Origin of the sequence: Serratia sp. G204Y (assembly GCF_051172435.1) — a bacterium.
Classification (GTDB): domain Bacteria; phylum Pseudomonadota; class Gammaproteobacteria; order Enterobacterales; family Enterobacteriaceae; genus Serratia; species Serratia sarumanii.
The window spans coordinates 159,073-185,491 of the sequence record NZ_JBPIZA010000003.1; the positions used below are offsets into that span (position 1 = coordinate 159,073).

The following is a 26,419-nucleotide window of genomic DNA, read 5'->3' on the forward strand; positions in this document are numbered from 1 at the left end:
GCGGTGAACGCCATGCTGCAACGCCTGTCGCTCGGCATGCTGCTGCTGTGCGCCTTCAGCGCCGCGGCGGCCTGCGAGTGGCCGGGCTGGCAACAGTACAAGCAGTTCTACATCAGCCCGCAGGGGCGGGTGATCGATCCGAGCAGCCCGAACAAAATCACCACCTCCGAGGGGCAGAGCTACGGCCTGTTCTTCGCCCTGGTGGCCAACGACCGGCCGACCTTCGATCTGCTGCTGGCCTGGACGGAGAACAATCTGGCGGCGGGCGATCTCAGCGCCCGTTTGCCCGCCTGGCTGTGGGGCGAGAGCGATGACAAACAGTGGAAGGTGCTGGACGCCAACTCGGCGTCGGACGCCGATCTGTGGATCGCCTACAACCTGCTCGAAGCCGGCCGCCTGTGGAAAAGCCGGCGCTATCAAACCCTGGGGACGCTGCTGCTGCAACGCATCGGCCGCGAGGAGGTGGCCGACATTCCCGGCCTGGGCCTGATGCTGTTGCCGGGCAAAGTCGGGTTCGTGACGGACGATCGCTGGCGGCTGAATCCCAGCTACCTGCCGCCGCAGCTGTTGGCGCGTTTTGCGGCGCTGAACGGCCCGTGGCGCGCGATGCGCCAGGTCAATCAACGGCTGTGGCTGGGCACCGCGCCGCACGGTTTCTCGCCGGACTGGGTGGTGTGGCGGGTCGGCGCCGGCTGGCAGCCGGATCCCGTCAAGCCGAACGTCGGCAGCTACGACGCCATTCGGGTTTATCTGTGGGCCGGCATGCTGGCGGACGACGATGAGCACAAGGCGGCGCTGCTCGAACGTTTTCAGCCGATGGCGCAGCTCACCGCCAAACAGGGCGTGCCGCCGGAAAAAACCGATACCGCCAGCGGCAAAACCACCGGCGCCGGCCCGGTCGGCTTTTCTGCCTCGATGCTACCGATGTTGGCGACGCAGGCCGAGGCGCTGGCGACACAGCGGCAACGCATCAGCGAACATCCGCCGGGTGACGACGCCTATTTCAGCGCCTCGCTGACGCTGTTCGGCCAGGGGTGGGATCAACAACGTTATCGCTTTAATCGTCAGGGTGAATTGCAACCCTCGTGGGACGGCCAATGCACAACTTCAAAATAAACTGGCTGAATTTGATTCCGCTGAGCCTGGCGATGCTGCCGCAGGCGCGCGCTGCGGAAGCCGTGGCCCCGGAGCAGTGGCTGCTGGAACAGGTGCGCATTGGCGAGGCCGGCAACAAGGACGATCTGGTGCGCCAGTCGCTGTACCGGCTAGAGTTGATGGATCCGAACAACCCGGACGTGATCGCCGCGCGCATGCGTTTGGCGCTGCGGCAGGGCAATATGGCGCTGGCGCAGCAGCAGTTGGACAAGCTGAAAACCCTCGCGCCGCAGTCCAGCGCCTATCGCCAGGCGCAAATGAACATGCTGCTGACGCAGCCGGAAACCCGGCAGAAGTTGCAGCAGGCGCGCCTGATGGCGACCGCCGGCCGGTTGCCGGAGGCCAAGGCGCAGTACGATGCGCTGTTCCACGGCGAGCCGCCGACGCTCGAGCTGGCGGTGGAATATTGGCGGCTGGTGGCGCGTTTGCCGGGGCAGGAGGCGAAGGCGTTGAAGCAGCTGCAGGCGCTGGATCAGCAATATTCCGGCAACGTGGCGCTGCGCATGTCGCTGGCGCGCATGCTGTTCAGTCAGAACCAGGACGCGCAGGCCTATGAGCTGCTGCAGAAGATCGCCGCCGATCCGGCCGGGCGCGGCGATGCCGCCGATCTGTGGTTGGACAAGGTCAAAGCGATGCCGGTTAGCGCGCAGAGCGTGGCGGCGCTCAACCGTTTCCTCGGCGTGTTCGATACCGGCGATCAGGCGACCAGCGCCCGCGAAGAGCTGGCCAGACAGCAGAAACTGTTGGCCGATCCGGCGTATCAGGCGCGGGTGCGCGGCCTGGCGCAGGTGGATAAAGGCGGCAGCCGGGCGGCCATTCCGGCGTTGCAAAAGGCGCTGGCGGCGACGCCGAACGACGCCGAGGTGCTGGGCGCGCTCGGCCAGGCCTATTCGCGCGCCGGCAACCGCCCGCAGGCGTTGAAGCTGTTCCGCCAGGCGCTTGCCGCCGACACGAACGGCTACGACAGCGGCAAGTGGCAAAGCCTGATCAAGAGCACCAGTTACTGGCTGGCGATAGACGAAGGCGACAAGGCGCTGAAGGCCGGCAATCTCGCGCTGGCCAGGCAGAAATACCAGCAGGCGCGCCAACTCGACGACCGCGACGGCGACGCGTTCATCGGCCTGGGCGATGTGGCGGTGGCGAGCAAAGATGACGCCGCAGCGGAAGGGTTTTATCGGCAGGCGCTGCGGCGCGATCCCGGTAACGGCAGCGCGCTGCGCGGCCTGGTGAATATCTATCAACGGCAGTCGCCGGAAAAAGCGTTGGCCTACCTTAATGGGCTGCCAGGCAGCCAGCAGGCCAAACTGCGCAGCACCCTCGACGGACTGCGGCTCGATATGCTGAAACAGCAGGCGGAGGCATTGGCGGCGCAACAGCAGTGGCGGCAGGCGGCGGAAATCTATCGCCGCGCCCAGCCGATGGATCCCGACGACGTTTGGCTAACCTATCGCTATGCGCAGGCGCTGCGTCAGGCCGGGCAGCCGCAACAGGCGGACGCCTTATTCCGGCAGCTGGCGCAGCGTCAGCGCGCCAATCCGCAGTTGGCCTATGCCTATGCGCTCTACCTTTCCGGCAGCGATCGCGACGACCAGGCGCTGGCGCAGCTCAATACGCTGCCTGCGGCGCAGTGGAACGACAACATGCGCGAACTGGCGCAGCGGCTAAAAATGCAGGCGGTGATTGCACATGCCGAGGGGCTGCGGGCGGCCGGCGACGAACCGGCGGCGGAAGCCTATCTGCGCCGGCAGCCGGCGGACACCCGCATCGATTTGCTGCTGGCCGACTGGGCGCTGGCGCGCGGGGAGTATGCGGCGGCGCTGGGCGACTATCAGCGGGTGAAACGGCGTGAACCGAATAACCCGGATGCGCAACTGGGCGAGATTGAAGCCTATGTGGCGCAGGGGGATCTGGAAGCGGCGCGTCAACGGCTGAAAACCGAACCGCAGCCGCAAGACGCTTCGCTCAACAGCCAGCGGCGGGTCGCCAACGCCTGGGGGGCGGTCGGCGATCCGCAGCAGGCCGAAGCTATCTTCGACCGACTGAAAACGGCGGCGGCTTCGGAGCCCGTCGGGCAGACCAAGGCGCTGATCTACCGTGACGCCGCCCGGCTGGAGCGGGCTCAGCAACAGCCTGAGCGGGCGCAGCAGGATTACCGCCAGGCGATGGTGGCCAGCGGCATCACGCCGACGCTGCCGCAGGACAATGACAGTTACACCTATTTGACGCGCAATAATCCGAGCGACGACTGGCTGAAACGCGGCATCCGCTCCGAGGCCGCGGATCTGTACCGGCAGCAAGACGTGAACGTCACGCTCGATCACGATTACTGGCGCTCGAGCGGCACCGGCGGCATTTCCGATTTCAACGCGCATGACACCATGCTGCAGATGGACATGCCGCTGTATGACGGGCGCGCCTTCTTGCGCACCGACACCGTGCAGCTGGATGCCGGCCGCTTCTCGACCGACGGCAGCGGCAAATACTACGAGACCTTCGGCACCTGCCACACGCAAGGGTGCCGCGGCGATGAACACCAGAAAACCACCGGTACCAGCGTGGCGGCCGGCTGGAAAAACGATCGCTGGGCCGCCGATATCGGCACGACGCCGATGGGCTTTGAGGTGGTCGACTGGACCGGCGGCCTGGCCTACAGCGGCGATTGGAACCACATCGGCTGGACGCTGGCGGCTTCGCGGCGGCCGATCTCCAGCTCGCTGCTGGCGTTCGGCGGCGCCAAGGATCCGAATACCGGCGTCACCTGGGGCGGCGTGCGCGCCACCGGCGTCAGCCTGAGCGCCAGCTACGATCGCGGCGAGGCGAACGGCGTGTGGGCCGATCTCAGCGCGCACCAGATTACCGGCAAGAACGTGGCGGATAACCAGCGGCAGCGGTTGATGGCCGGCTACTACTACAAGCTGATCAACGAAGACAATCGCCGTCTGAGCGTCGGGCTCAATACCATGCTGTGGCACTACCAGAAGGATTTGAGCGGCTATTCGCTGGGGCAGGGCGGCTATTACAGCCCGCAGCAATATCTGTCGCTGTCGCTGCCGGTCAACTATCGCCAGCGCACCGAGAACTGGTCGTGGGAGCTGGGCGGTTCGGTTTCGCTGTCCCATTCGAAAACCGACAGCCAGCGCCGCTATCCGCTGCAGGGGCTGATCCCGGATTCGCTGCCCGATAAGTTCGCCGTTGAGGACGGCAGCTCCTCGAGCGGCGTCGGTTATACGCTGCGGGCGATCGTCGAACGCCGTCTCAGTTCGCACTGGACGCTCGGCGCCGGTATCGACATTCAACAGGCGAAGGACTATACGCCGAGCCACGCGTTGATTTATCTGCGCTATTCCCTGGCCGGCTGGCAGGGGGATCTCGATTTGCCGCCGCAGCCGCTGACGCCTTACGCCGACTTCAAGTAGCCGGGAGGGGAAAGATTCGGAGTGTCGGACACCGGGGAGTTTTGTTACCCTGTGTCCGGGTCGCGTTTGTTCGCTTTAGGAAAAGACTGAAACCCGCGATTTTCTTGGTTTTGCCTGCGGCATAGCCAGATAAAAACAGCCGATGATCGAGTATAATCAGCCCGGTTCGAGGGGGCGGGTGAGAGTCAGCCCCCTTTTTTGTTTCAGCCCGATTTCACGGAGAGCAGGTTTGCGGGTCAGGCGTTCGTTAACGATTAAGCAGATGGCGACGGTGTCCGGCGTGGCGCTGGTCACGATCTGCATCTTTATCGTGATCCAGTTATTCCACTTTGTGCAGCAGCGCAGGGATGACTACGCCCAGCAACTGGAGAATATCGCGCACTCCGTGCGCCAGCCGCTGGCGGAAGCGGTGCTGCGCATGGACGTGCCGGAAGCCAAAAAGGTGCTGAACACGCTGTTGCCGGTCGGCATTCTCAGCCGGGCGGATATCGTCTTGCCGAACGAATTTCAGGCGCTGCACGCCAATTTCCCGCCGGAGCGGCCGGTGCCGACGCTGATCGCCCGGCTGTTTGAGCTGCCGATCCAAATTTCCGTGCCGCTCTATTCGCTGGAGCGGGTGCCGGCCAACCAGCAGCCGCTGGCCTATCTGGTGCTGCAGGCCGATTCGTTCCGCATGTACCAGTTTATCCGCAGCATTTTGTCGACCATGCTATCGACCTACCTGCTGTTGGCGCTGATCCTGTCGGTGGCCATCACCTGGTGCATGAACCGGTTGATGGTGCATCCGCTGCGCGCGATGGCCAAAGAGCTGGAAAACATCTCGCAGGACGAAGCGCCCTACCACCAGCTGATGCTGCCGACGCTGCACCAGGACGACGAGCTCGGCCTGCTGGTGCGCAACTACAACCGTAATCAACAGACGCTGGCCAAGGCGCATGCCGACATGAGCCGCCTGAGCACCCGCCATCCGGTGACCGAACTGCCGAATCCGGCATTGCTGAACGCGTTGCTGGAACAGCATATCGCCTCCAGCCTGCGCCCCGAGCGTTTTAACCTGCTGGTGATCGGCATCGAGACGCTGCATGAAGCCTCGGGCGTGATGAGCCCGGCGATGCGTGAAGCGCTGCTGTTGGCGCTGGCGAAGAAGCTGCGCGGCTGCATCGACGAAAACGGCGTGCTGGCGCAGCTGAGCAATACCGAATTCGCCATCCTGGCCAAGGGGACCGAGCGGCCGTTCCACGCCATGCAGCTGGCGCGACGCATCATGGCGGAGATCAACGCGCCCTTGACCCTGGAAGGTCTGGCGCTGCGGCCCAACGCCAGCATCGGCATCGCGCACTACCTCAATCAGGGGGAAAGTGCGGAACAGCTGCTGCGCAGCGCCACCTCGGCGATGATGTCCGCGCACCGTGATGGAAAAAATCAGATCCTGTTCTTCGAGCCCAGCCTGACGGAGCGCACGCAGAAGCGGCTGACGCAGGAGAGCGAGATTTTGCACGGCATCGAGCAGCGGCATTTTACGCTGTTCCTGCAGCCGCAGATCGACATGCAGTCCAACGAGGTGATCGGCGCCGAAGCGCTGCTGCGTTGGCAGCAGTATGACGGCAGCTATACCCTGCCGGCCGACGTTATCCCGCTCGCGGAAGAGCTGGGCGTGATCGTGCCTCTCGGCAACTGGGTGCTGGAAGAGTCCTGCCGCATCCTGGCGGACTGGCAGCAACGCGGCATTGCGCTGCCGCTGGCGGTCAACGTTTCCGGTATACAGATGCAGCATGAGGCGTTCGTCCCGCATCTGAAAAACCTGCTGGCGCAGTATCGGATAGACCCGCGCAAGCTGCTGCTGGAGATCACCGAGACGGTGCGCATCGACGATCTCGACCGCGCGCTGGCGCTGCTGCGCGAGCTGCACGATCTGGGATTGTCGATCGCGCTTGACGACTTCGGCATGGGCTACTCCAGTCTGGAATACCTGAACCGCTTGAAATCCCTGCCGATCGATTTGATTAAAATCGACCGCAGCTTCATTCAGGGGCTGCCGGCCGACGATGCGATGGTGCGCATCGTCAGTGCGATTTCCGAAGTGCTGGCGTTGCCGGTGATGGCCGAAGGCGTGGAAAACGCCGAGCAGCGCGACTGCCTGCTGCAGCACGGCATTCGCAGCGGGCAAGGATTCCTGTTCGCCCGGCCGCTGCCGCGCGCAGCGTTCGAAGCCGAGTTTTGCCGCGCGGCGCCGTAAGCGCCGCGTTTACCTTTCCGGTACTTTTCCCCGTCCGAAAATCGCTATTTCTCCTCTACCTCTTTTGCGTTAGTGCAAACAAAGCATTACGCAATTTTCAGCTTTGCACCCCGACTGACGCGTTTCAGCTCTTAAATTCACATCAACTCCCAGGGGCAGGTGCAACAAATTATTTCCATGTTGTTAAGTGGGTGTTATTTTCCGCGCAAGCAATGAACAGGCTGGATTTTTAGACTGCTGCCTGGTGCGTGTCTTCCCCCCATAGGATGTTCATATGAAAACAACGATCTTTAAGAGCCTCTATTTTCAGGTGCTGACGGCGATCACGCTGGGTATCCTGCTTGGCCATTTCTACCCTGACCTCGGCGCCGAGATGAAACCTCTGGGCGATGGCTTCGTCAAACTGATCAAGATGATTATCGCCCCGGTGATCTTCTGCACCGTGGTGACCGGCATCGCCGGCATGGAAAGCATGAAGGCGGTGGGCCGCACCGGCGCCATCGCGCTGCTGTATTTTGAAATCGTCAGCACCATCGCGCTGATTATCGGCCTGGTGATCGTCAACCTGGTGCAACCGGGCGCCGGCATGAATGTCGATCCCGGCACGCTGGACGCCAAGGCGGTGGCAGTCTACGCCGAGCAGGCGCAGCAGCAGGGCATCATCCCGTTCCTGCTGGACATCATCCCCGGCAGCGTGATCGGCGCATTCGCCAGCGGCAACATTCTGCAGGTGCTGCTGTTCGCGGTGCTGTTCGGCTTCGCCCTGCATCGCTTGGGTGAAAAGGGGCAGCTGATCTTCAACGTGATCGACAGCTTCTCGCGGGTGATTTTCGGCATCATCAACATGATCATGCGCCTGGCGCCGCTGGGGGCCTTCGGCGCCATGGCGTTTACCATCGGTAAATACGGCGTCGGCACCCTGGTGCAACTCGGCCAGCTGATCGTGTGCTTCTATATCACCTGTATCCTGTTCGTGGTGGTGGTGCTGGGCAGCATCGCCCGCGCCAACGGCTTCAGCATTTTCAAATTCGTCAACTACATCAAAGAAGAGCTGCTGATCGTGCTGGGGACCTCGTCGTCCGAGTCCGCGCTGCCGCGCATGCTGGATAAAATGGAGAGGCTGGGCTGCAAGAAATCGGTGGTGGGCCTGGTGATCCCGACCGGGTACTCCTTCAATCTGGACGGCACCTCTATTTACCTGACCATGGCCGCGGTGTTTATCGCGCAGGCGACCAACACCCACATGGACATCATGCATCAGATTACCCTGCTGGTGGTGTTGCTGCTCTCCTCCAAAGGGGCGGCGGGCGTGACCGGCAGCGGCTTTATCGTGTTGGCCGCCACCATCTCCGCCGTCGGCCACCTGCCGTTGGCCGGCCTGGCGCTGATCCTCGGCATCGACCGCTTCATGTCGGAAGCCCGCGCGCTGACCAACCTGGTGGGCAACGGGGTGGCGACCGTGGTCGTGGCGAGGTGGTGCGGCCAACTGGATGAGAAACAGCTGAAAGCCACGCTGAACAACAAAAACGCCGGCGAGGACAAAACGCTGCCTTCCGCCTGATATTGACGGCGAATCACCGGCCGCAGCCGCGGCCGGTGAGGTTTTCCCCCTGCCTCGTAACGATTTCTTGCATTAAAAACCCCGCTATCTATTATTTTTCACTCTAATGAGTGACATCCGCAAAGGCGCGCGGTCTAACACGATGGTACACTTTCTGCTTTCCGCCCCACTGTGAAACTCAGGGCGTATTTTTATGATTCCATTGAATGGAATACACGCATTTGCATAAGAAATTGGATAGTCATTAAGTAGGGGTTCACATGCAGGGCACCAGAATTCATCTTATAGTTGGTGGGCTGCTATTGGCTGCAGCCAGTAGCAGCGTGCAGGCTGAAGCACTACAACCCGATCCTGCCTGGCAGCAGGGGGCGCTGGCCAACGGGTTTTCATGGCAAATTCTCGATACGCCGCAGCGGCCAAGCGACCGCGTGGAACTGCGGCTGATCGTCAATACCGGCTCTCTGGTGGAGTCTTCGCAACAGACCGGCTTCGCCCAGCTGTTGCCGCGGCTGGCGTTGACGCGCAGTGAAAGCTTTACCGCGCCGCAGCTGCGCGCCCTGTGGCAGCAGAGCGTGGATAACGAGCGGCCGCTGCCGCCGGCTATCATCTCGTATGATTTCACCATGTATAATCTCAGCCTGCCGAATAACCGGCCTGACCTGCTGAAAGAAGCGCTGGCCTGGCTGGCGGACACCACCGGCAAACTGGCGATCGACGAGCATACGGTGCACGCGGTGATGAACTCCACCATCAATCCGGTCGGCACTTTCCCGCCCAATACCCAAGACGTCTGGTGGCGTTACCGCCTGAAAGGCTCGACGCTGCTGGCGCACGATCCTGCGCAGCCGGCGAAACGGCCGGTCAACCTCGAACAGCTGAAGAAATTCTATCAACAGTGGTATACCCCGGATGCCATGACGCTGTTCGTTGTCGGCAAGGTCGACAGCCGCAGCCTGGGCGAGCAGATCAACAAGGCGTTCTCGCCGCTGCAGGGCAAACGTGAAACTCCGGCCCCGATGCCGACTCTGACGCCGCTGCCGCAACAGCCGGTGAGCCTGATCAGCGAGCAGGTGAAACAGGATACGCTGTCGATCATGTGGGATTCGCCGTGGCATCCGATTCGCGATTCGCAGAGCCTGCTCCGTTACTGGCGTGGCGATCTCGCCCGCGAGGCGCTGTTCTGGCATCTTCAGCAGACGCTGGAAAAAAGCGACCAGAAGAGCCTGCATCTGGGCTTTGACTGCCGCGTGCAGTACCAGCGCGGGCAGTGCGCCATCCATCTGGATACGCCGAACAACAATCTTAACGGCAGCCTGGGCTTTATCGCCCGCGAGCTGGCCAACGTGCGTGACAACGGCCTGTCGAAAGAAGAATTCGATGCGCTGCTGGCGCAGAAAAACGATCAGCTGAGCAAGCTGTTCGCGACCTACGCCCGCACCGACACCGATGTGCTGATGAGCCAGCGCCTGCGTTCGCAACAGAGCGGGGTGGTGGATATCGCGCCGGAGCTGTATCAGAAGCTGCGCCAGGAGTTCCTGTCCAGCCTGACGCTGGAGACGCTGAATCAGGCGCTGAAGCTGCAGCTTTCTCAGGAGGCGACGCTGGTGCTGATGCAGCCGAAGGGCGAGCCGGAAATGAGCATGAAGCAGCTGCAGGAAACCTATGACGGCATCATGATGCCGGCGCCGGCGGTGGTGACGGAGGAAGCCAAACCGGCCGACGCCGCGGTGGCTGCACCGGCGACGGACGCCGGCGCGCAGTAATGCCCAACAGGGGGCTCAGGCCCCCTCAGTTGCGGTACAGCACCTTGATGATGTGGTAACCGAACTGGGTTTTGACCGGGCCATAAGGTTTGAGCAGCGGGATGCTGAACACCGCTTTATCGAACGCCGGCACCATCGCGCCCTTGTTGAATTCGCCCAGCGAGCCGCCGTTGCGTTTTGACGGGCAGCTCGAGTATTTGCGCGCCAGCGTGTCGAAGCTGACGCCGCGCTTCAGCTTGGCCAGCAGCTCGTTGGCCAGCTTTTCATTGTCTACCAGAATGTGCAGGGCGCACGCCGTTTTTGCCATGGTATTGCCTTTGTCGATGCGAAAATTGCGCTGATTATACCCGCTAAATCTCATCGGCGCTTTCTGCTACAATTCCCTTCCACGTTTTACAGCCGAGCAAGCCAGCACCATGCGATTAAACCCCAGCCAACAACAAGCCGTCGAATTCGTTACCGGGCCCTGCCTGGTGTTGGCCGGTGCCGGTTCCGGCAAGACGCGCGTTATCACCAACAAGATAGCCCACCTGATCCACCACTGCGGCTACCAGGCGCGGCACATCGCCGCCGTGACCTTTACCAACAAGGCCGCGCGCGAGATGAAAGAGCGCGTGTCGCAAACTCTGGGGCGCAAAGAGGCGCGCGGGCTGATGATTTCCACTTTCCATACCCTGGGGCTGGAGATCATCAAGCGGGAATACGTGGCGTTGGGGATGAAGTCCAACTTCTCGCTGTTCGACGATCAGGATCAGCTGGCGCTGTTGAAAGAGCTGACCGAAAAGTGGCTGGAAAGTGACAAAACGCTGGTGGCGCAGCTGATTTCGACCATTTCCAACTGGAAAAACGACCTGATCGATCCCCAGCGGGCGGCGGCGCTGGCGCGCTCGGAGCGCGACAAGCTGTTCGCCCACTGCTACGGCCTGTACCACGCCCATATGCGGGCGTGCAACGTGCTGGACTTCGACGACCTGATCCTGTTGCCGACGCTGCTGCTGCAACGCAACGAAGAGGTGCGCGAACGCTGGCAGCAGCGCATCCGCTACCTGCTGGTGGATGAGTACCAGGATACCAACACCAGCCAGTACGAGTTGGTGAAGCTGCTGGTGGGCAACCGCGCGCGCTTTACCGTGGTGGGTGACGACGACCAGTCGATCTACTCCTGGCGCGGCGCGCGGCCGCAGAACCTGGTGCTGCTGAAGGAAGATTTCCCGGCGCTGCAGGTGATCAAGCTGGAGCAAAACTACCGTTCCAGCGAGCGTATCCTGAAGGCGGCCAACATTCTGATCGCCAATAACCCGCACGTGTTTGAAAAACGGCTGTTTTCCGAGCTGGGGTATGGCGAAGAGCTCAAGGTGGTGACCGCCAACAACGAGGATCACGAAGCCGAGCGGGTGGTGGGGGAGTTGATCGCCCACCACTTCGTGAAAAAGACCAACTACGGCGACTATGCGATCCTGTACCGCGGCAACCACCAGTCGCGGGTGTTTGAAAAGATGCTGATGCAGAACCGCATCCCGTACAAGATTTCCGGCGGCACCTCATTCTTCTCGCGCCCCGAGATCAAGGATCTGCTGGCCTACCTGCGCGTGCTGACCAACCCGGAGGACGACAGCGCCTTCCTGCGCATCGTCAATACCCCCAAGCGCGAGATCGGCCCGGCGACGCTGCAGAAGCTCGGCGAGTGGGCCAACCAGCGCAACAAGAGTTTATTCCACGCCAGTTTCGATCTGGGGCTGAGCCAGTACTTGACCGGACGCGGGCTGGAATCGTTGCAGCGTTTCACCCACTGGCTGGGCGGCATCGCCCAGCAGGCGGAGCGTGAGCCGGTGGCGGCGGTGCGCGATCTGATCCGCGGCGTGGATTATGAGAGCTGGCTGTTTGAAACCTCGACCAGCCCGAAGGCCGCCGAAATGCGAATGAAGAACGTCAATACGCTGTTCGGCTGGATGACGGAGATGCTGGAAGGCAGCGATCTGGACGAGCCGATGACGCTGACCCAGGTGGTGACGCGCTTCACCCTGCGCGACATGATGGAACGCGGTGAAAGCGAAGAAGAGCTGGATCAGGTACAGCTGATGACGCTGCACGCCTCCAAGGGGCTGGAGTTCCCTTATGTGTTCCTGGTGGGCATGGAAGAGGGCCTGCTGCCGCACCAGAGCAGCATCGATGAAGACAATGTCGATGAAGAGCGGCGTCTGGCCTATGTGGGGATCACCCGCGCGCAAAAAGAGCTGATTTTCACCCTGTGTCGCGAGCGCCGTCAGTACGGCGAGCTGGTGCGGCCGGAGCCGAGCCGCTTCCTGCTGGAGCTGCCGCAGGACGATTTGGCATGGGAAACCGAGCGCAAAGTGGTGAGCCCGCAGGAGCGGATGCAGAAAGGGCAGAGCCATCTGGCCAATATCCGCGCCCAGCTGGCCAAGGCCAAAGGCGGGAATTAAAAAGACAGGGCTAGATGACTGACAAAGGAGGAAAAAGCGTGGTTTTTCCTCCTTTATGGTTATCAGCCGAAAATCAATGAATTTATTTTCCTTATTTTTTATATGCTGTCTTCTGTAAATCTGGCAATGTCATCAGGTTTGCCATTAACCTCAGGCGTGAATCGCGCCCTGGTCATTTCAACGCTGTTCTTCCAACCGCAGCGTCCAGTGGACGTAGCTCTGCCAGTGGCTTTCCTGCTCCAGTGCCTCGGCGCGCAGCGGATGCTGTTCCAGCCAACCCGGCGGCAAGATTACCGTCAGTTCATCGTCCTGATTGGCGCGCAACCGCACCGCCGGCAGCGTGTCATCGCGGCGGCGGCTGGCGAAGATGATCGCCAGGCGCAAAATGCGGCACAGACGCTGCGCAGTGCGCGGCGGCAGGGCGTTTTGCTGGTTCAACAGCGACAGGTCGAGGGGGTTGCTCTGGTTTTGCAGCAGGGTGGCCAGCAGTTTTTTCTGCGCCGGGGTAAAGCCGGGTAAGTCCAGATGGCGGATCAGGTAGGCGGCGTGTTGCGGCGCCTGCTTGAAATCGACGCTGAGGCCGAGTTCGTGGATCAGACTGGCGCTGTGCAACAGCTCGCGACATCGCGCATCCAGCTGCCACTCGTTGGCGACCTGCTGCGAGAAGTTGGCGGCGAGTTGGCTGACGCGTTCGGCCTGCTCGGTGTCGATCAGGTAGCGGCGCTGCAGGTTGCGGATGGTGCGGATGCGAATATCCTGCTCCACCGGCAGATGCAGCATGCCGTAAACCAGGCCTTCACGCAGCGCCCCGCCGGCCAGCATCATGCTTTCGATGCCCAGTTCCTGGAAGATGGCCAACAGAATGGACAGGCCGCTCGGGAACACCAGCGCGCGCTCCAGCGTCAACCCTTCGATCTCCAGCTCTTCCAGCTTGCCGCACTGAATGGCGCGCTGTTTCAGCTGGCGCAGCTTGGGCAGGGTGATGCGCTCATCCATGCCTTGCGCCACCATGATCTCCTGCAGCGCCTGTACGGTGCCGGAAGCGCCGACGCAGATCTGCCAACCTTGCTGGCGCAGCTGCGGTGCGATCGGCCGCACCATTTCGCGCGCGGCCTGTTCGGCGCGCTCGAAGTTTTCTTGCCCGAGGTTGCGATCGCTGAAGTAGCGCTCCAGCCAGGTGACGCAGCCCATCGACAGGCTATACAGCTGCGATGCCTGTGCGCCGGTGCCGGTGACCAGTTCGGTGCTGCCGCCGCCGATGTCGACGACCAGCCGCCGATCCGGCCCGCCGGTGGTGTGCGCGACACCGTGATAAATCAGCCGTGCTTCTTCTTCGCCGCTGATCACCTGTACCGGGCAGCCGAGGATTTGCTCGGCTGCCTGCAGGAACTCATCGGCGTTGGACGCCAGGCGCAGCGTGGCGGTGGCGACGACGCGGATCTGCTCGCGCGGAATGTCCTGCAGGCGTTCGGAGAACAGCCGCAGGCACTGCCAGCCGCGTTGCATGGCCTCATGCGACAGGTGATTGTTCTGATCCAGCCCGGCCGCCAGGCGCACCTTGCGCTTGATCCGCGCCAGGGTCTGAATGCTGCCGGCCACCTCGCGCACCACCAACATGTGGAAGCTGTTGGAGCCGAGATCGATGGCAGCATAAAGCGTGCTGGAGCTGAGCATGGCGATCAGCTCGAGCGTTTACGGTTGTTGCGCGGCGCGCCGCCGCGACGAGGCGCGGAGTTGCGACGTGGGCCGTTGCCGCCGCGCGGGCGCGACAGGCGTTTCGGCGCCGGCAGATCGGTCAGCAGCGCATCGCTATTGTACTTGCTTACCGGAATGCTGTGGTCGATATAGGTCTCGATCGCCGGCAGGTTGAGCGCGTACTCTTCACACGCCAGGCTGATGGAGTGGCCGCTGGCGCCTGCGCGGCCGGTACGGCCGATGCGGTGCACGTAGTCTTCGCAATCGTCAGGCAGATCGTAGTTGAATACGTGGGTGACGGCAGGAATGTGCAGACCGCGCGCGGCGACGTCGGTGGCGACCAGGATGTCGAGGTTGCCTTTAGTGAAGTCGTCAAGGATGCGCAGGCGTTTTTTCTGCGCCACGTCACCGGTCAGCAGGCCCACGCGGTGACCGTCGGCGGCCAGATGGCCCCAGATGTCTTCGCAGCGGTGCTTGGTGTTGGCGAAGATGATGGCGCGATCCGGCCACTCTTCTTCGATCAACGTCTGCAGCAGACGCATTTTTTCTTCGTTGGACGGGTAGAACAGCTCTTCTTTAATGCGGTGGCCGGTTTTCTGTTCCGGTTCCACTTCAACATATTCGGCGTTGTTCATCTGCTCGAAGGCCAGCTCGCGTACGCGATAGGACAGGGTGGCGGAGAACAGCATGTTCAGGCGTTGATCGGCCGCAGGCATGCGGCGGAACAGCCAACGGATGTCTTTGATAAAGCCGAGATCGTACATGCGATCGGCTTCATCCAGCACGACAACCTGCATCGCGCCGAGATCGACATAGTTCTGCTTGGTGTAATCGATTAAACGGCCGGTGGTGCCAATCAGAATGTCCACGCCGCTTTCCAGCACTTTCAGCTGTTTGTCGTAGCCGTCGCCGCCGTAGGCCAGGCCCAGTTTCAGGCCGGTGCTCTGGGAGAGCGCTTCTGCGTCGGAGTGGATTTGCACCGCCAGTTCACGCGTAGGCGCCATGATCAAGGCGCGCGGCTGATTGGTCTGGCGATCCTGTTTCGCCGGGTGAGTCAGCAAATAGTGAAAAGTAGACGCCAAAAACGCCAGCGTCTTTCCGGTACCGGTTTGCGCCTGACCTGCAACGTCACGCCCGGAGAGCGTGAGCGGCAATGCTAACGCCTGGATGGGCGTGCAATTGTGAAACCCTTTTTTCTCAAGGGCTTCAAGGACTAACGGGTGCAGGGCGAAGTCGGAAAACTTCTGTTCAGTCAAGTGTGTTTTGCTCATAGTGTGGTAGAATATCAGCTAACTATTGCTTTACGAAAGCACATCCGTTGAAATAAACGCGGTGCAATAAAATCACCTTGAGTTGGTTAATGCTACACCAACAAGGTAGACATAATCCTGTGGAGTAGAACATGAGCGATAAAATTATTCACCTGACTGACAGCAGCTTCGACGCTGACGTGCTGAAAGCGGAAGGGCCGATCCTGGTCGATTTCTGGGCTGAATGGTGTGGGCCGTGCAAGATGATTGCTCCGATTCTGGATGAGATTGCCGAAGAGTTCGAAGGCAAACTGACCATCACCAAGCTGAATATCGATCAGAACCCGGCTACCGCGCCCAAGTACGGTATCCGTGGCATCCCTACGCTGTTGCTGTTCAAGAACGGTGAAGTGGCCGCGACCAAGGTTGGCGCGTTGTCCAAAGGTCAGCTCAAAGATTTCCTGAACGCGAATCTGTAATCGGGCGGGAAGCCCAGTATCAGGCGCCTGGCGGTGATGTTCAATTCACCGCTAGACGCCTGCCAAGAAGCGTGTTAAGTTTAACCACACTGCATATAGAACTTGCCCGAAGTTTTAAATCTAAAGAGTTTGAATCTAAAGCTATACTCTGTGTCGAATCACTGGCGTTGAAAGTAAACTGAACTCAGCCCGTGTTTTGGCAATCAAACGGTTTTGCAAAAATCATTTTTAAGGTACCTTCGATCTTCAACCGTCAATGCGTGCGCCCGATGTAAGCCATTTCTTACCGCGACGGCTCTGCGCCCGGTGATCGAACGTCCAGTAAACAGGCACGCATCTCGCTGCCATACCATTCACGATACAAGTTCGAGACATACCCCGAGTTTAAGAACCCACCACTATGAATCTTACCGAATTAAAGAATACGCCGGTTTCTGAGCTGATTACTCTCGGCGAAAATATGGGGCTGGAAAACCTTGCCCGCATGCGCAAGCAGGACATTATCTTCTCCATTCTGAAGCAACATGCGAAAAGCGGAGAAGATATCTTCGGCGACGGCGTGCTCGAGATATTGCAGGATGGATTCGGTTTCCTCCGCTCTGGAGACAGTTCCTACCTCGCCGGTCCCGACGACATCTACGTATCCCCTAGCCAAATCCGCCGCTTCAACCTCCGCACAGGTGACACCATTTCCGGTAAGATTCGCCCGCCAAAAGAAGGCGAGCGCTATTTTGCCCTGTTGAAAGTCAACGAAGTCAACTACGACAAGCCGGAAAACGCCCGCAGCAAGATCCTGTTCGAGAACCTGACGCCGCTGCACGCCAATTCCCGTCTGCGGATGGAGCGCGGCAACGGCTCGACCGAAGACCTGACGGCGCGCGTACTGGATCTGGCGGCACCGATTGGCCGTGGCCAGCGCGGCCTGATCGTGGCGCCGCCGAAAGCCGGTAAAACCATGCTGCTGCAGAACATTGCGCAGAGCATCGCCTACAACCACCCAGACTGCGTGCTGATGGTGCTGCTGATCGACGAACGTCCGGAAGAAGTGACCGAGATGCAGCGTCTGGTGAAAGGCGAAGTGATCGCATCGACCTTCGACGAGCCGGCTTCGCGCCACGTGCAAGTGGCCGAAATGGTGATCGAGAAGGCCAAGCGTCTGGTTGAGCACAAGAAAGACGTGATCATTCTGCTCGACTCCATCACCCGTCTGGCGCGTGCCTACAATACCGTGGTACCGGCTTCCGGCAAGGTGCTGACCGGTGGTGTGGACGCCAACGCCCTGCATCGTCCGAAGCGTTTCTTCGGTGCGGCGCGTAACGTGGAAGAGGGCGGCAGCCTGACCATCATCGCGACCGCGCTGGTCGATACCGGTTCGAAGATGGACGAAGTGATCTACGAAGAATTCAAAGGTACCGGCAACATGGAATTGCACCTGGCGCGTAAAATCGCCGAGAAGCGCGTATTCCCTGCGATCGATTACAACCGCTCCGGTACCCGTAAAGAAGAGCTGCTCACCACTTCCGAAGAGCTGCAAAAAATGTGGATCCTGCGCAAAATCATTCACCCGATGGGTGAGATTGACGCGATGGAGTTCCTCATTAATAAGTTGGCGATGACTAAAACCAACGATGAATTCTTCGATATGATGAAACGCTCATAATTCGTTAAAAAATTCGCTGAACGCCACGCCTAGTCGTGGCGTTTTTCGCTTTTGGCGGATACGATAAGTAGCAGTAATGGAAAAGTAAGTTGTTTCCTCGACTTATTGAGAATTCATCTTGTTTGTCGGTCGGCTCGGTGCCGGTCGGCTTTGCTGCTGTCGTTTTGTCAGCCGATGCGAAGAAAATAGGCATGAATCACCGTTGTCATAGGAAATGACCGAAAGGTGGCGGGGGTCGATGGCACAAGCTATTGCCCGTGGTAAGCTGCCTTATCTTCTACAGAGATCTGTTAACTGTGAACTTACTCACTATGAGTACTGAAATTCTATTTGTTTTCCTGTTTTCTTTGGCTTTTCTCTTTGTTGCCCGCAAGGCGGCAAAACGTATTGGTCTGGTAGATAAACCCAATTATCGCAAACGCCATCAGGGGCTGATTCCACTGGTCGGCGGTATTTCCGTTTATGCCGGATTGTGCTTCGCGTTTTGGATTTCCGAACAACCTATCGCGCACGCCAAGCTTTATCTTACCTGCGCCGGCATTCTGGTGTTTGTGGGCGCGCTCGACGATCGTTTCGACATCAGCGTTAAAATCCGCGCCCTGGTGCAGGCGTTGGTCGGCATCGCCATGATGGTGTTCGCCGGTCTGTATCTGCGCAGCTTCGGCCATGTACTGGGCGACTGGGAGATGTTGCTGGGGCCGTTCGGCTATCTGGTGACGCTGTTTGCGGTATGGGCGGCGATCAACGCCTTCAACATGGTCGACGGCATTGATGGCCTGCTGGGTGGGCTGTCGTGCGTCTCCTTCGGCGCGCTGGGTCTGTTGCTGTACCTGAGCGGCCACCATGAGATGGCGTTCTGGTGCTTTGCGATGATCGCCACCATCGTTCCCTATATTTTGCTCAACCTCGGCATTCTCGGCCGCCGTTATAAGGTGTTCATGGGGGACGCCGGCAGTACCCTGATCGGCTTTACCGCCATTTGGCTGCTGCTGCAAAGCTCGCAGGGCAAGGCACACTCGATTAATCCGGTGACCGCACTGTGGATCATCGCTATTCCGCTGATGGACATGATAGCAATCATGTATCGTCGTTTACGCAAGGGGATGAGCCCCTTCTCTCCCGATCGTCAACATATTCACCACCTGATCATGCGAGCCGGCTTTACGCCGCGGCAGGCTTTTGTGTTGATTACCCTGGCGGCCGCATTGCTGGCGGCGGTTGGCGTGATCGGCGAACGCCTGACTTTTATCCCAGAGTGGGTTATGTTGGCATTATTCTTGCTTGCTTTCTTCCTGTACGGTTACTGCATCAAGCGCGCCTGGCGGGTTGCGCGGTACATTAAGCGTATCAAGCGTCGCCTGCGGCGTTCGAGCGATAACAAGCAAGTATCTTAACCAGAGGCTTTTTGGCTGTGATGAATCCAGAAACAACGTCTGACAAGCATACCCCGGCGGTGGATAACGAACTCGATATCCGCGGCCTGTGCTGCACCCTGTGGCGCGGCAAACCGTGGATTATCGGCATTGCGGTGCTGTTCGCGGCGGTCGCGCTGATCGTCTCTTATCTGGTAAAGCAAGAATGGAGCGCGACCGCAATCACCGACAAACCCACGGTAAATGCGCTGGGCGGTTACTACTCCCAGCAGCAGTTCCTGCGCAATCTGGATGTGCGCACGCTGCCGGCGACGGCCGGCGATCAGCCGAGCATCGCGGACGAAGCCTACAATGAGTTCATCATGCAGCTGGCGGCTTACGATACGCGTCGCGATTTCTGGCTGCAGAGCGATTACTACAAGCAACGTCAGGAAGGGGATGCCCGCGCGGATGCGGCGCTGCTCGACGAGCTGATCAACAACATCCTGTTCACGCCGCGCGACGACAAGAAAGTGCCGAACGACGGCGTGAAGCTGACGGCGGAAACTGCCGCGGACGCCAACCGCCTGCTGCGTCAATACGTGGCCTTCGCCAGCCACCGCGCTGCCCTGCACCTGAACGAAGAGATCCAGGGGGCGTGGGCCGCTCGCACTACCTCAATGAAGGCGCAGGTCAAGCGGCAGGAAGCGGTGGCGGAGTCGGTTTACAAGCGCGAGCTGAACACCACGCAGCAGGCGCTGAAAATCGCCGAAAGCCAGGGGATCAGCCGCGCGCAGACCGACACTCCGGCCGAGCAACTGCCGGATTCGGATCTGTTCCTGCTGGGCCGGCCTATGCTGCAGGCGCGTCTGGAAGGCCTGCAGGCCTCCGGCCCGACCTATGACCTGGATTACGATCAGAACCGCGCGATGCTGGCGACGCTGAACGTTGGCCCGACGTTGGATGAGAAGTTCCAGACCTATCGTTATTTGCGCACGCCGGAAGAGCCGGTAAAACGCGACAGCCCACGCCGGGTCTTCTGGCTGATTCTGTGGGGCGCGATGGGCGCTTTGGTTGGCGCGGGCGTTGCCTTGGCGCGTCGGCCGCGTAGTTAAAAATAATATAATAATCTGATGCAGGGCGCGTGAGCGCCCGATTCGCAGGCGGGGCCTGCGATTAACCGACCAAAAGAGATTCGCTGTGAAAGTGTTGACTGTTTTCGGCACCAGACCTGAAGCCATCAAAATGGCACCGCTGGTACATGCACTGGCCCAGGATGAGGCTTTTGACGCAAGAGTCTGCGTAACGGCACAGCATCGTGAGATGTTGGATCAGGTATTGCGGTTGTTTGAGATCACGCCGAATTACGACCTGAACATCATGAAACCCGGCCAGGGGCTAACGGAAATCACCTGCCGCATCCTGGAAGGGCTGAAAGGGGTGCTGGAAGACTTCAAACCGGACGTGGTGCTGGTGCACGGCGATACCACCACTACGCTGGCGACCAGCCTGGCGGCGTTCTATCAACGCATCCCCGTCGGGCATGTCGAGGCCGGGCTGCGTACCGGCAATCTGTATTCTCCCTGGCCGGAAGAGGCCAACCGCAAACTGACCGGCCACCTGGCGATGTACCATTTCGCGCCAACCGAGAACTCGCGCCAAAATCTGTTGCGCGAACTGCTGCCGGACAACCGTATTTTCGTGACCGGCAATACGGTGATCGACGCTCTGTTCTGGGTGCGTGACCGCGTGATGAGCGATGCCGCGCTGCGGGCTGGCCTGGCACAGCGTTATCCGTTCCTCGACGCCGACAAGAAACTGATCCTGGTCACCGGTCATCGCCGCGAAAGCTTTGGCGGCGGCTTTGAGCGAATTTGCAGCGCGCTGGCGGAGATCGCCCGCAATCACCCGGAAGTACAGGTGGTGTATCCGGTGCATCTCAATCCGAACGTCAGTGAGCCGGTGAATCGCATTTTGAAAGGCATCGACAACGTCATGCTGATCGAGCCGCAGGATTATCTGCCGTTTGTCTATTTGATGACCCAGGCTTACATGATCCTGACCGATTCCGGTGGCATTCAGGAAGAGGCGCCATCGTTAGGTAAACCGGTGCTGGTGATGCGCGACACCACCGAACGCCCGGAAGCGATAGATGCGGGCACGGTGCGTCTGGTCGGCACCGATGTGGCCAAAATTGTTGAAGCGGTGACCCGGCTGTTGACGGACGAAAGCGAATATCACGCGATGAGTCGGGCGCATAACCCATACGGTGACGGACATGCCTGTCAGCGTATCCTCGAAGCTTTAAAGAATCATCAGGTGACACTATGAGTTTTGACACTATTTCGGTTATCGGCCTGGGTTATATCGGCTTGCCAACGGCGGCGGCGTTCGCTTCCCGCAAGAAAAAAGTGGTGGGTGTAGATGTTAACCAACATGCGGTAGATACCATTAACCGCGGCGCGATCCACATCGTCGAACCGGATCTGGACAAAGTGGTCAAGGACGCCGTCGACGGCGGTTTCCTGCGGGCGGTGACCAAACCGCTGGCGGCCGATGCGTTCCTGATCGCGGTGCCTACGCCGTTCAAGGGCGATCACGAGCCGGATCTGGCCTATGTCGAAGCGGCGGCGAAATCGCTGGCGCCGGTGCTGAAAAAAGGCGATCTGGTGATCCTGGAGTCCACCTCGCCGGTGGGGGCCACCGAACAAATGGCGGACTGGCTGGCGCAGGCGCGCAGCGATCTCAGCTTCCCGCAGCAAGCGGGCGAAGCGGCGGACGTGAATATCGCCTACTGCCCGGAGCGCGTGTTGCCGGGGCAGGTGATGGTGGAGCTGATTCAAAACGACCGCGTGATCGGCGGCATGACGCCGAAGTGCTCGGAACGTGCCAGCGCGCTGTACAAGATTTTCCTCGAGGGCGAATGTGTGATCACCAACTCGCGCACCGCCGAGATGTGCAAGCTGACGGAAAACAGCTTCCGCGACGTAAATATCGCCTTTGCCAACGAACTGTCGTTGATCTGCGCTGAGCAGGGGATCAACGTCTGGGAACTGATCCGCCTGGCGAACCGCCATCCGCGGGTGAATATTCTGCAGCCGGGGCCGGGCGTCGGTGGTCACTGCATTGCCGTCGATCCGTGGTTTATCGTGGCGCAGAATCCGCAGCAGGCACGCCTGATCCACACCGCACGCCTGGTGAACGACGGCAAACCGCTGTGGGTGGTCGACCGGGTGAAAGCGGCGGTGGCCGATTGTCTGGCCGCCACCGACAAGCGCGCGTCCGAGGTCAAAATTGCCTGCTTCGGCCTGGCCTTCAAACCGAATATCGATGATTTGCGTGAAAGCCCGGCGGTAGAAGTGGTACATCTGATCGCCGAATGGCACGTCGGCGAAACGCTGGCGGTGGAACCGAACGTCGAACAGTTGCCGAAGTCATTGGCCGGCCATGTGACGTTGACGCCAATCGCGGAAGCGTTGCAGCAGGCCGATGTGATCGTGATGTTGGTCGATCACCAGCAGTTCAAGGCCATCCGGCCGGAAGAGATCAAGCAAAGCTGGGTGGTGGATACTAAGGGAGTCTGGCGTTGAAACGTATTTTAGTTACCGGTGGTGCCGGTTTCATTGGCTCCGCGGTTGTGCGGCACATCATCGAGGCCACCGGCGATAGCGTGGTGGTGGTGGATAAGCTGACCTATGCCGGTAACCTCGAGTCGCTGGCGGTGGTGGCCGAGAGCGAGCGCTATGCTTTCGAGCAGGTCGACATCTGCGATCGTGCCGAGCTGGATCGGGTATTTGCCCAGTATCAGCCGGACGTGGTGATGCACCTGGCGGCGGAAAGCCACGTCGATCGTTCTATCGACGGCCCAGCGGCCTTTATCGAGACCAACGTGGTGGGCACTTACACTATGCTGGAAGCGGCGCGCCAGTACTGGCAGCCGTTGGCTGCAGAGAAGAAGCAGGCTTTCCGTTTCCATCATATCTCCACCGACGAAGTGTATGGCGACCTGCACGGCACCGACGATCTATTCACCGAAACCACGCCGTATGCGCCGAGCAGTCCGTATTCCGCCTCCAAGGCGTCGAGCGATCATCTGGTGCGCGCCTGGTTGCGCACCTACGGTTTGCCGACCCTCGTGACCAACTGCTCGAACAACTACGGCCCTTATCACTTCCCGGAGAAGCTGATTCCGTTGGTGATCCTGAATGCGGTAGCCGGCAAACCGCTGCCGGTATACGGCAACGGCGCGCAGGTGCGTGACTGGCTGTATGTCGAAGATCACGCGCGCGCGCTCTATCAGGTCGTGACCGAAGGCGTGGTAGGCGAAACTTACAATATCGGCGGCCATAACGAGCGCAAGAATATCGAAGTGGTGCAGACCATTTGCGATCTGCTGGAAGAACTGGCGCCGAACAAGCCGCAGGGCGTGGCGAACTACCGCGATCTGATCACTTACGTGAAGGATCGCCCGGGTCACGATATGCGTTACGCCATCGACGCCGGCAAAATCGATCGTGAGTTGGGCTGGCGGCCGCAGGAAACCTTCGAAAGCGGCCTTCGCAAAACCGTAGTTTGGTACCTGAACAACGAGACCTGGTGGCGCCGGGTGCAAGACGGTTCTTATGCCGGCGAGCGTTTGGGGCTGTCAGATTAATTTAACGCCGTGTCGCTCTGCGGCTGCGCGGCGGGTTTTGGAGCAAGTATGAAAGGTATTATTCTGGCCGGCGGTTCCGGTACGCGTCTGCATCCGATCACGCGCGGCGTGTCCAAGCAACTGCTGCCGATCTACGACAAACCGATGGTCTATTATCCGTTGTCGGTGCTGATGCTGGCGGGAATCAAAGATATTCTGATTATCTCCACGCCGGAAGATCTGCCTTCATTCAAGCGGCTTTTGGGCAGTGGTGAAGCATTCGGTATCAATCTCAGCTATGCCGAACAGCCAAGTCCCGATGGCCTGGCTCAAGCATTTTTGATCGGTGAAGAATTTTTGGCCGGTGAGCCGAGCTGTCTGGTTTTGGGCGACAATATTTACTTTGGTCAGGGGTTCAGTCCCAAGTTGAGAAGCGTTGCAGCACGCACCACCGGCGCGACCGTGTTTGGCTATCAGGTGATGGATCCCGAGCGCTTTGGCGTGGTGGAGTTTGACGACCACTTCCGCGCGCTGTCGATCGAAGAAAAACCGGTTAAACCGAAGTCTAACTGGGCGGTGACCGGCCTGTACTTCTACGATAGCCAGGTGGTGGAGTTTGCCAAACAGGTGAAGCCTTCGGAGCGCGGCGAGCTGGAAATCACCAGCATTAACCAGATGTATCTGGAACGCGGAGAGCTGAACGTCGAGCTGCTGGGGCGTGGTTTCGCCTGGTTGGATACCGGCACGCACGACAGTCTGCTGGAAGCCAGCAGCTTCGTGCAGACGGTAGAAAAACGCCAGGGCTTTAAAATCGCCTGTCTCGAGGAGATCGCCTGGCGCAATGGCTGGCTGGATGATGAGGGCGTAAAACGCGCGGCTCAGACGCTGGCCAAAACCGGTTACGGCAAATATTTACTGGATTTACTGCATGCGCGTCCACGCCAGTATTGAGCCGCTGGTTTGGGAGAGCGACTTCTTCCAATTAGAGAGCGCCAAATTACATTTCGATAGCTCGGCGGCACCCGTAGCCGAGGCTGATTTGGATGCCTATGCGTTGGTGCAGGCCAAAATTCCCGCTTATCGCCTGGGATGGGCCGATGCGCTGTCGACGCTGGGATTCCGGCTGGTCGAAGGGGAAGTGGACCTGGTGGTGAACGTTGCGCCTGAAAGCGCGATGGCCGATGCCGCTTCGGCGGTTGCGGTGCGTCAGGCCGTTCCCGAGGACATCCCGTCATTGCGCGCTGCCGCCGGTGAGGTGTTCGCTGCCAGCCGATTTCGCGCCCCGTGGTACGATCGCGCCGATAGCGGGCGATTCTATGCGGCCTGGATCGAAAAAGCGGTGCAGGGCACCTTTGATCATCAATGCTTGCTGGTGCTGGATAGCCAGGGGCAACCCGAAGGCTTTGTCAGCCTGCGTGACATTGGCGGCCAGGAAATGCGCATTGGCCTGTTGGCGGCGTTCCCCGGCGCATCCGGCCGGGGCGTGGGCGCCAGGCTGATGACGGCGGCGATCGCCGAATGTCGGCAGCAGGGGATGCAGCGCCTGCGGGTTGCGACCCAGGTGGGCAATATCGCCGCATTACGACTCTATCAACGACAGGGTGCCGTGATTGAAAGCACCGCGTACTGGTTATACAGAGGTAGACATGATTCCATTTAACGCTCCACCGGTTGTTGGCACTGAACTGGAATATATGCAGGCTGCCATGGGCAGCGGCAAATTGTGCGGCGACGGCGGTTTCACCCGCCGCTGCCAGCAGTGGATGGAACAGCGTTTCGGCAGCGCGAAAGTGTTGTTGACGCCTTCCTGCACCGCGTCGTTGGAAATGGCCGCCATTCTGCTGGATATCCAGCCGGGTGACGAAGTGATCATGCCAAGCTTTACCTTCGTTTCCACTGCCAACGCCTTTGTGCTGCGCGGCGCCAAAGTGGTGTTCGTCGACCTGCGTCCAGACACCATGAACATCGACGAAACCAAAATCGAAGCGGCGATCACCGATAAAACCCGCGCGATTGTGCCGGTACACTATGCCGGCGTGGCCTGCGAGATGGATACCATCATGGCGCTGGCGAAGAAATATAACCTGTTCGTGGTGGAAGATGCCGCGCAGGGCGTGATGTCGACCTACAAAGGCAAGGCATTGGGCACCATTGGCCATATCGGCTGCTTCAGCTTCCATGAAACCAAAAACTACACCGCCGGCGGCGAAGGCGGCGCGACGCTGGTGAACGATCCGGCCCTGATCGATCGGGCGGAAGTCATCCGCGAAAAAGGCACCAACCGCAGCCAGTTCTTCCGTGGCCAGGTAGACAAATATACCTGGCGCGACATCGGTTCCAGCTATCTGATGTCCGACCTGCAGGCCGCCTACCTGTGGGGCCAGCTGGAAGTGGCGGAGCGCATCAACCAGCGCCGTTTGGCTCTGTGGCAGAAGTACTACGACTGCTTCCTGCCGTTGGCCCGGTCAGGCCGCATCGAACTGCCGGTAATCCCGGCCGACTGCGTGCATAACGCGCACATGTTCTATATCAAGCTGCGCGATATCGAAGAGCGCACGGCCTTTATCGACTACCTGAAGGAAGCCGAAATCATGGCGGTGTTCCACTATATCCCGCTGCATGATTGCCCGGCCGGCGAACGCTTTGGCCGCTTTGCCGGCGAAGATCGTTACACCACGCAGGAAAGCGCGCGCCTGGTGCGCTTGCCGCTGTTCTACAATATGTCTGATGTCAATCAGCGTACGGTAATCAATACCATCCTGAGTTTCTTTGCCTGAT

At 60.0% G+C, this 26,419-nt stretch carries 19 protein-coding genes; 16 read left to right on the top strand and 3 right to left on the bottom strand.

The window, feature by feature from the left end; translation table 11 throughout:
• Nucleotides 1-3: 3 nt before the first annotated feature.
• The 5 genes from bcsZ (at nucleotide 4) to ACSBQQ_RS17800 (ending at nucleotide 10,131) form a co-directional block, all read left to right on the top strand.
• Nucleotides 4-1,116: a cellulose synthase complex periplasmic endoglucanase BcsZ gene (bcsZ, locus tag ACSBQQ_RS17780; RefSeq protein ID WP_033649884.1), complete on the top strand. Its 1,113-nt coding sequence runs from the start codon at nucleotides 4-6 to the stop codon at nucleotides 1,114-1,116.
• Entirely contained in the window at nucleotides 1,098-4,571 is a 3,474-nt protein-coding gene (bcsC, locus tag ACSBQQ_RS17785) for a cellulose synthase complex outer membrane protein BcsC (protein ID WP_060429071.1), read from the top strand. The genes bcsZ and bcsC overlap by 19 nt, the downstream gene beginning before the upstream one ends.
• A 229-nt stretch (nucleotides 4,572-4,800) precedes the next feature.
• Complete coding sequence (hmsP, locus tag ACSBQQ_RS17790; RefSeq protein ID WP_060429073.1) at nucleotides 4,801-6,807, top strand: biofilm formation regulator HmsP; 2,007 nt, start codon at nucleotides 4,801-4,803, stop codon at nucleotides 6,805-6,807.
• A gap of 274 nt (nucleotides 6,808-7,081) precedes the next feature.
• Nucleotides 7,082-8,368, top strand: a complete 1,287-nt coding sequence (locus ACSBQQ_RS17795) for a dicarboxylate/amino acid:cation symporter (RefSeq protein ID WP_060429076.1) — start codon at nucleotides 7,082-7,084, stop codon at nucleotides 8,366-8,368.
• A gap of 260 nt (nucleotides 8,369-8,628) precedes the next feature.
• The gene (locus ACSBQQ_RS17800) at nucleotides 8,629-10,131 is read left to right on the top strand and encodes a M16 family metallopeptidase (RefSeq protein WP_033636624.1); all 1,503 of its coding nucleotides are present in this window, start codon (nucleotides 8,629-8,631) and stop codon (nucleotides 10,129-10,131) included.
• A 25-nt stretch (nucleotides 10,132-10,156) separates the two neighbouring features.
• On the opposite strand, the gene ppiC is transcribed toward ACSBQQ_RS17800, so the two are convergent.
• Nucleotides 10,157-10,438: a peptidylprolyl isomerase PpiC gene (gene ppiC / locus ACSBQQ_RS17805; RefSeq protein WP_004934175.1), complete on the bottom strand. Its 282-nt coding sequence runs from the start codon at nucleotides 10,436-10,438 to the stop codon at nucleotides 10,157-10,159.
• A 109-nt stretch (nucleotides 10,439-10,547) separates the two neighbouring features.
• On the opposite strand from ppiC, the gene rep reads away from it, so the two are divergent.
• Complete coding sequence (rep, locus tag ACSBQQ_RS17810; RefSeq protein WP_060388287.1) at nucleotides 10,548-12,572, top strand: DNA helicase Rep; 2,025 nt, start codon at nucleotides 10,548-10,550, stop codon at nucleotides 12,570-12,572.
• A 177-nt stretch (nucleotides 12,573-12,749) separates the two neighbouring features.
• Here rep and ppx read toward each other — a convergent pair whose 3' ends face one another.
• Together ppx and rhlB are read right to left on the bottom strand one after the other, a co-directional pair.
• Nucleotides 12,750-14,246, bottom strand: coding sequence for an exopolyphosphatase (gene ppx, locus ACSBQQ_RS17815; RefSeq protein ID WP_033636627.1), 1,497 nt, complete (start codon nucleotides 14,244-14,246; stop codon nucleotides 12,750-12,752).
• A 5-nt stretch (nucleotides 14,247-14,251) separates the two neighbouring features.
• On the bottom strand, nucleotides 14,252-15,538 hold the full coding sequence (rhlB, locus tag ACSBQQ_RS17820; protein ID WP_004934183.1) for an ATP-dependent RNA helicase RhlB: 1,287 nt from the start codon (nucleotides 15,536-15,538) through the stop codon (nucleotides 14,252-14,254).
• Between the two features lie 131 nt (nucleotides 15,539-15,669).
• Here rhlB and trxA point away from each other — a divergent pair, with 131 nt between their 5' ends.
• The 10 genes from trxA to rffA all read left to right on the top strand — a co-directional run bounded on the left by trxA (nucleotide 15,670) and on the right by rffA (nucleotide 26,418).
• A complete protein-coding gene (trxA, locus tag ACSBQQ_RS17825) occupies nucleotides 15,670-15,996 on the top strand; it encodes a thioredoxin TrxA (RefSeq protein ID WP_033636629.1) in 327 nt (108 codons plus the stop codon).
• Between the two features lie 400 nt (nucleotides 15,997-16,396).
• The gene (gene rho, locus ACSBQQ_RS17830) at nucleotides 16,397-17,656 is read left to right on the top strand and encodes a transcription termination factor Rho (RefSeq protein ID WP_004934188.1); all 1,260 of its coding nucleotides are present in this window, start codon (nucleotides 16,397-16,399) and stop codon (nucleotides 17,654-17,656) included.
• A gap of 296 nt (nucleotides 17,657-17,952) precedes the next feature.
• Nucleotides 17,953-19,050, top strand: coding sequence for a UDP-N-acetylglucosamine--undecaprenyl-phosphate N-acetylglucosaminephosphotransferase (gene wecA / locus ACSBQQ_RS17835; protein WP_049233749.1), 1,098 nt, complete (start codon nucleotides 17,953-17,955; stop codon nucleotides 19,048-19,050).
• 20 nt (nucleotides 19,051-19,070) lie between these two features.
• The gene (gene wzzE / locus ACSBQQ_RS17840; RefSeq protein ID WP_033636634.1) at nucleotides 19,071-20,123 is read left to right on the top strand and encodes an ECA polysaccharide chain length modulation protein; all 1,053 of its coding nucleotides are present in this window, start codon (nucleotides 19,071-19,073) and stop codon (nucleotides 20,121-20,123) included.
• An 85-nt stretch (nucleotides 20,124-20,208) separates the two neighbouring features.
• A complete protein-coding gene (gene wecB / locus ACSBQQ_RS17845) occupies nucleotides 20,209-21,339 on the top strand; it encodes a non-hydrolyzing UDP-N-acetylglucosamine 2-epimerase (protein WP_041037227.1) in 1,131 nt (376 codons plus the stop codon).
• Entirely contained in the window at nucleotides 21,336-22,598 is a 1,263-nt protein-coding gene (gene wecC, locus ACSBQQ_RS17850) for a UDP-N-acetyl-D-mannosamine dehydrogenase (protein WP_033649872.1), read from the top strand. The genes wecB and wecC overlap by 4 nt, the downstream gene beginning before the upstream one ends.
• Entirely contained in the window at nucleotides 22,595-23,662 is a 1,068-nt protein-coding gene (gene rffG / locus ACSBQQ_RS17855; RefSeq protein ID WP_033649871.1) for a dTDP-glucose 4,6-dehydratase, read from the top strand. The genes wecC and rffG overlap by 4 nt, the downstream gene beginning before the upstream one ends.
• 48 nt (nucleotides 23,663-23,710) lie before the next feature.
• Nucleotides 23,711-24,592, top strand: a complete 882-nt coding sequence (gene rfbA, locus ACSBQQ_RS17860) for a glucose-1-phosphate thymidylyltransferase RfbA (protein WP_033649870.1) — start codon at nucleotides 23,711-23,713, stop codon at nucleotides 24,590-24,592.
• A complete protein-coding gene (gene rffC, locus ACSBQQ_RS17865) occupies nucleotides 24,570-25,301 on the top strand; it encodes a dTDP-4-amino-4,6-dideoxy-D-galactose acyltransferase (RefSeq protein WP_033649869.1) in 732 nt (243 codons plus the stop codon). The genes rfbA and rffC overlap by 23 nt, the downstream gene beginning before the upstream one ends.
• Entirely contained in the window at nucleotides 25,288-26,418 is a 1,131-nt protein-coding gene (gene rffA, locus ACSBQQ_RS17870; RefSeq protein WP_060429078.1) for a dTDP-4-amino-4,6-dideoxygalactose transaminase, read from the top strand. The genes rffC and rffA overlap by 14 nt, the downstream gene beginning before the upstream one ends.
• The last annotated feature ends 1 nt before the right edge of the window (nucleotide 26,419 follow it).

Excerpts from the sequence above, each read along its gene's own strand:
- bcsC (WP_060429071.1), top strand. The coding sequence starts at position 1,098 with ATGCACAACTTCAAAATAAACTGGCTGAATTTGATTCCGCTGAGCCTG.
- ACSBQQ_RS17795 (WP_060429076.1), top strand. The coding sequence starts at position 7,082 with ATGAAAACAACGATCTTTAAGAGCCTCTATTTTCAGGTGCTGACGGCG.
- ACSBQQ_RS17800 (WP_033636624.1), top strand. The coding sequence starts at position 8,629 with ATGCAGGGCACCAGAATTCATCTTATAGTTGGTGGGCTGCTATTGGCT.
- ppiC (WP_004934175.1), bottom strand. The coding sequence starts at position 10,438 with ATGGCAAAAACGGCGTGCGCCCTGCACATTCTGGTAGACAATGAAAAG.
- rep (WP_060388287.1), top strand. The coding sequence starts at position 10,548 with ATGCGATTAAACCCCAGCCAACAACAAGCCGTCGAATTCGTTACCGGG.
- ppx (WP_033636627.1), bottom strand. The coding sequence starts at position 14,246 with ATGCTCAGCTCCAGCACGCTTTATGCTGCCATCGATCTCGGCTCCAAC.
- rhlB (WP_004934183.1), bottom strand. The coding sequence starts at position 15,538 with ATGAGCAAAACACACTTGACTGAACAGAAGTTTTCCGACTTCGCCCTG.
- trxA (WP_033636629.1), top strand. The coding sequence starts at position 15,670 with ATGAGCGATAAAATTATTCACCTGACTGACAGCAGCTTCGACGCTGAC.
- rho (WP_004934188.1), top strand. The coding sequence starts at position 16,397 with ATGAATCTTACCGAATTAAAGAATACGCCGGTTTCTGAGCTGATTACT.
- wzzE (WP_033636634.1), top strand. The coding sequence starts at position 19,071 with ATGAATCCAGAAACAACGTCTGACAAGCATACCCCGGCGGTGGATAAC.
- wecC (WP_033649872.1), top strand. The coding sequence starts at position 21,336 with ATGAGTTTTGACACTATTTCGGTTATCGGCCTGGGTTATATCGGCTTG.
- rfbA (WP_033649870.1), top strand. The coding sequence starts at position 23,711 with ATGAAAGGTATTATTCTGGCCGGCGGTTCCGGTACGCGTCTGCATCCG.
- rffC (WP_033649869.1), top strand. The coding sequence starts at position 24,570 with ATGCGCGTCCACGCCAGTATTGAGCCGCTGGTTTGGGAGAGCGACTTC.
- rffA (WP_060429078.1), top strand. The coding sequence starts at position 25,288 with ATGATTCCATTTAACGCTCCACCGGTTGTTGGCACTGAACTGGAATAT.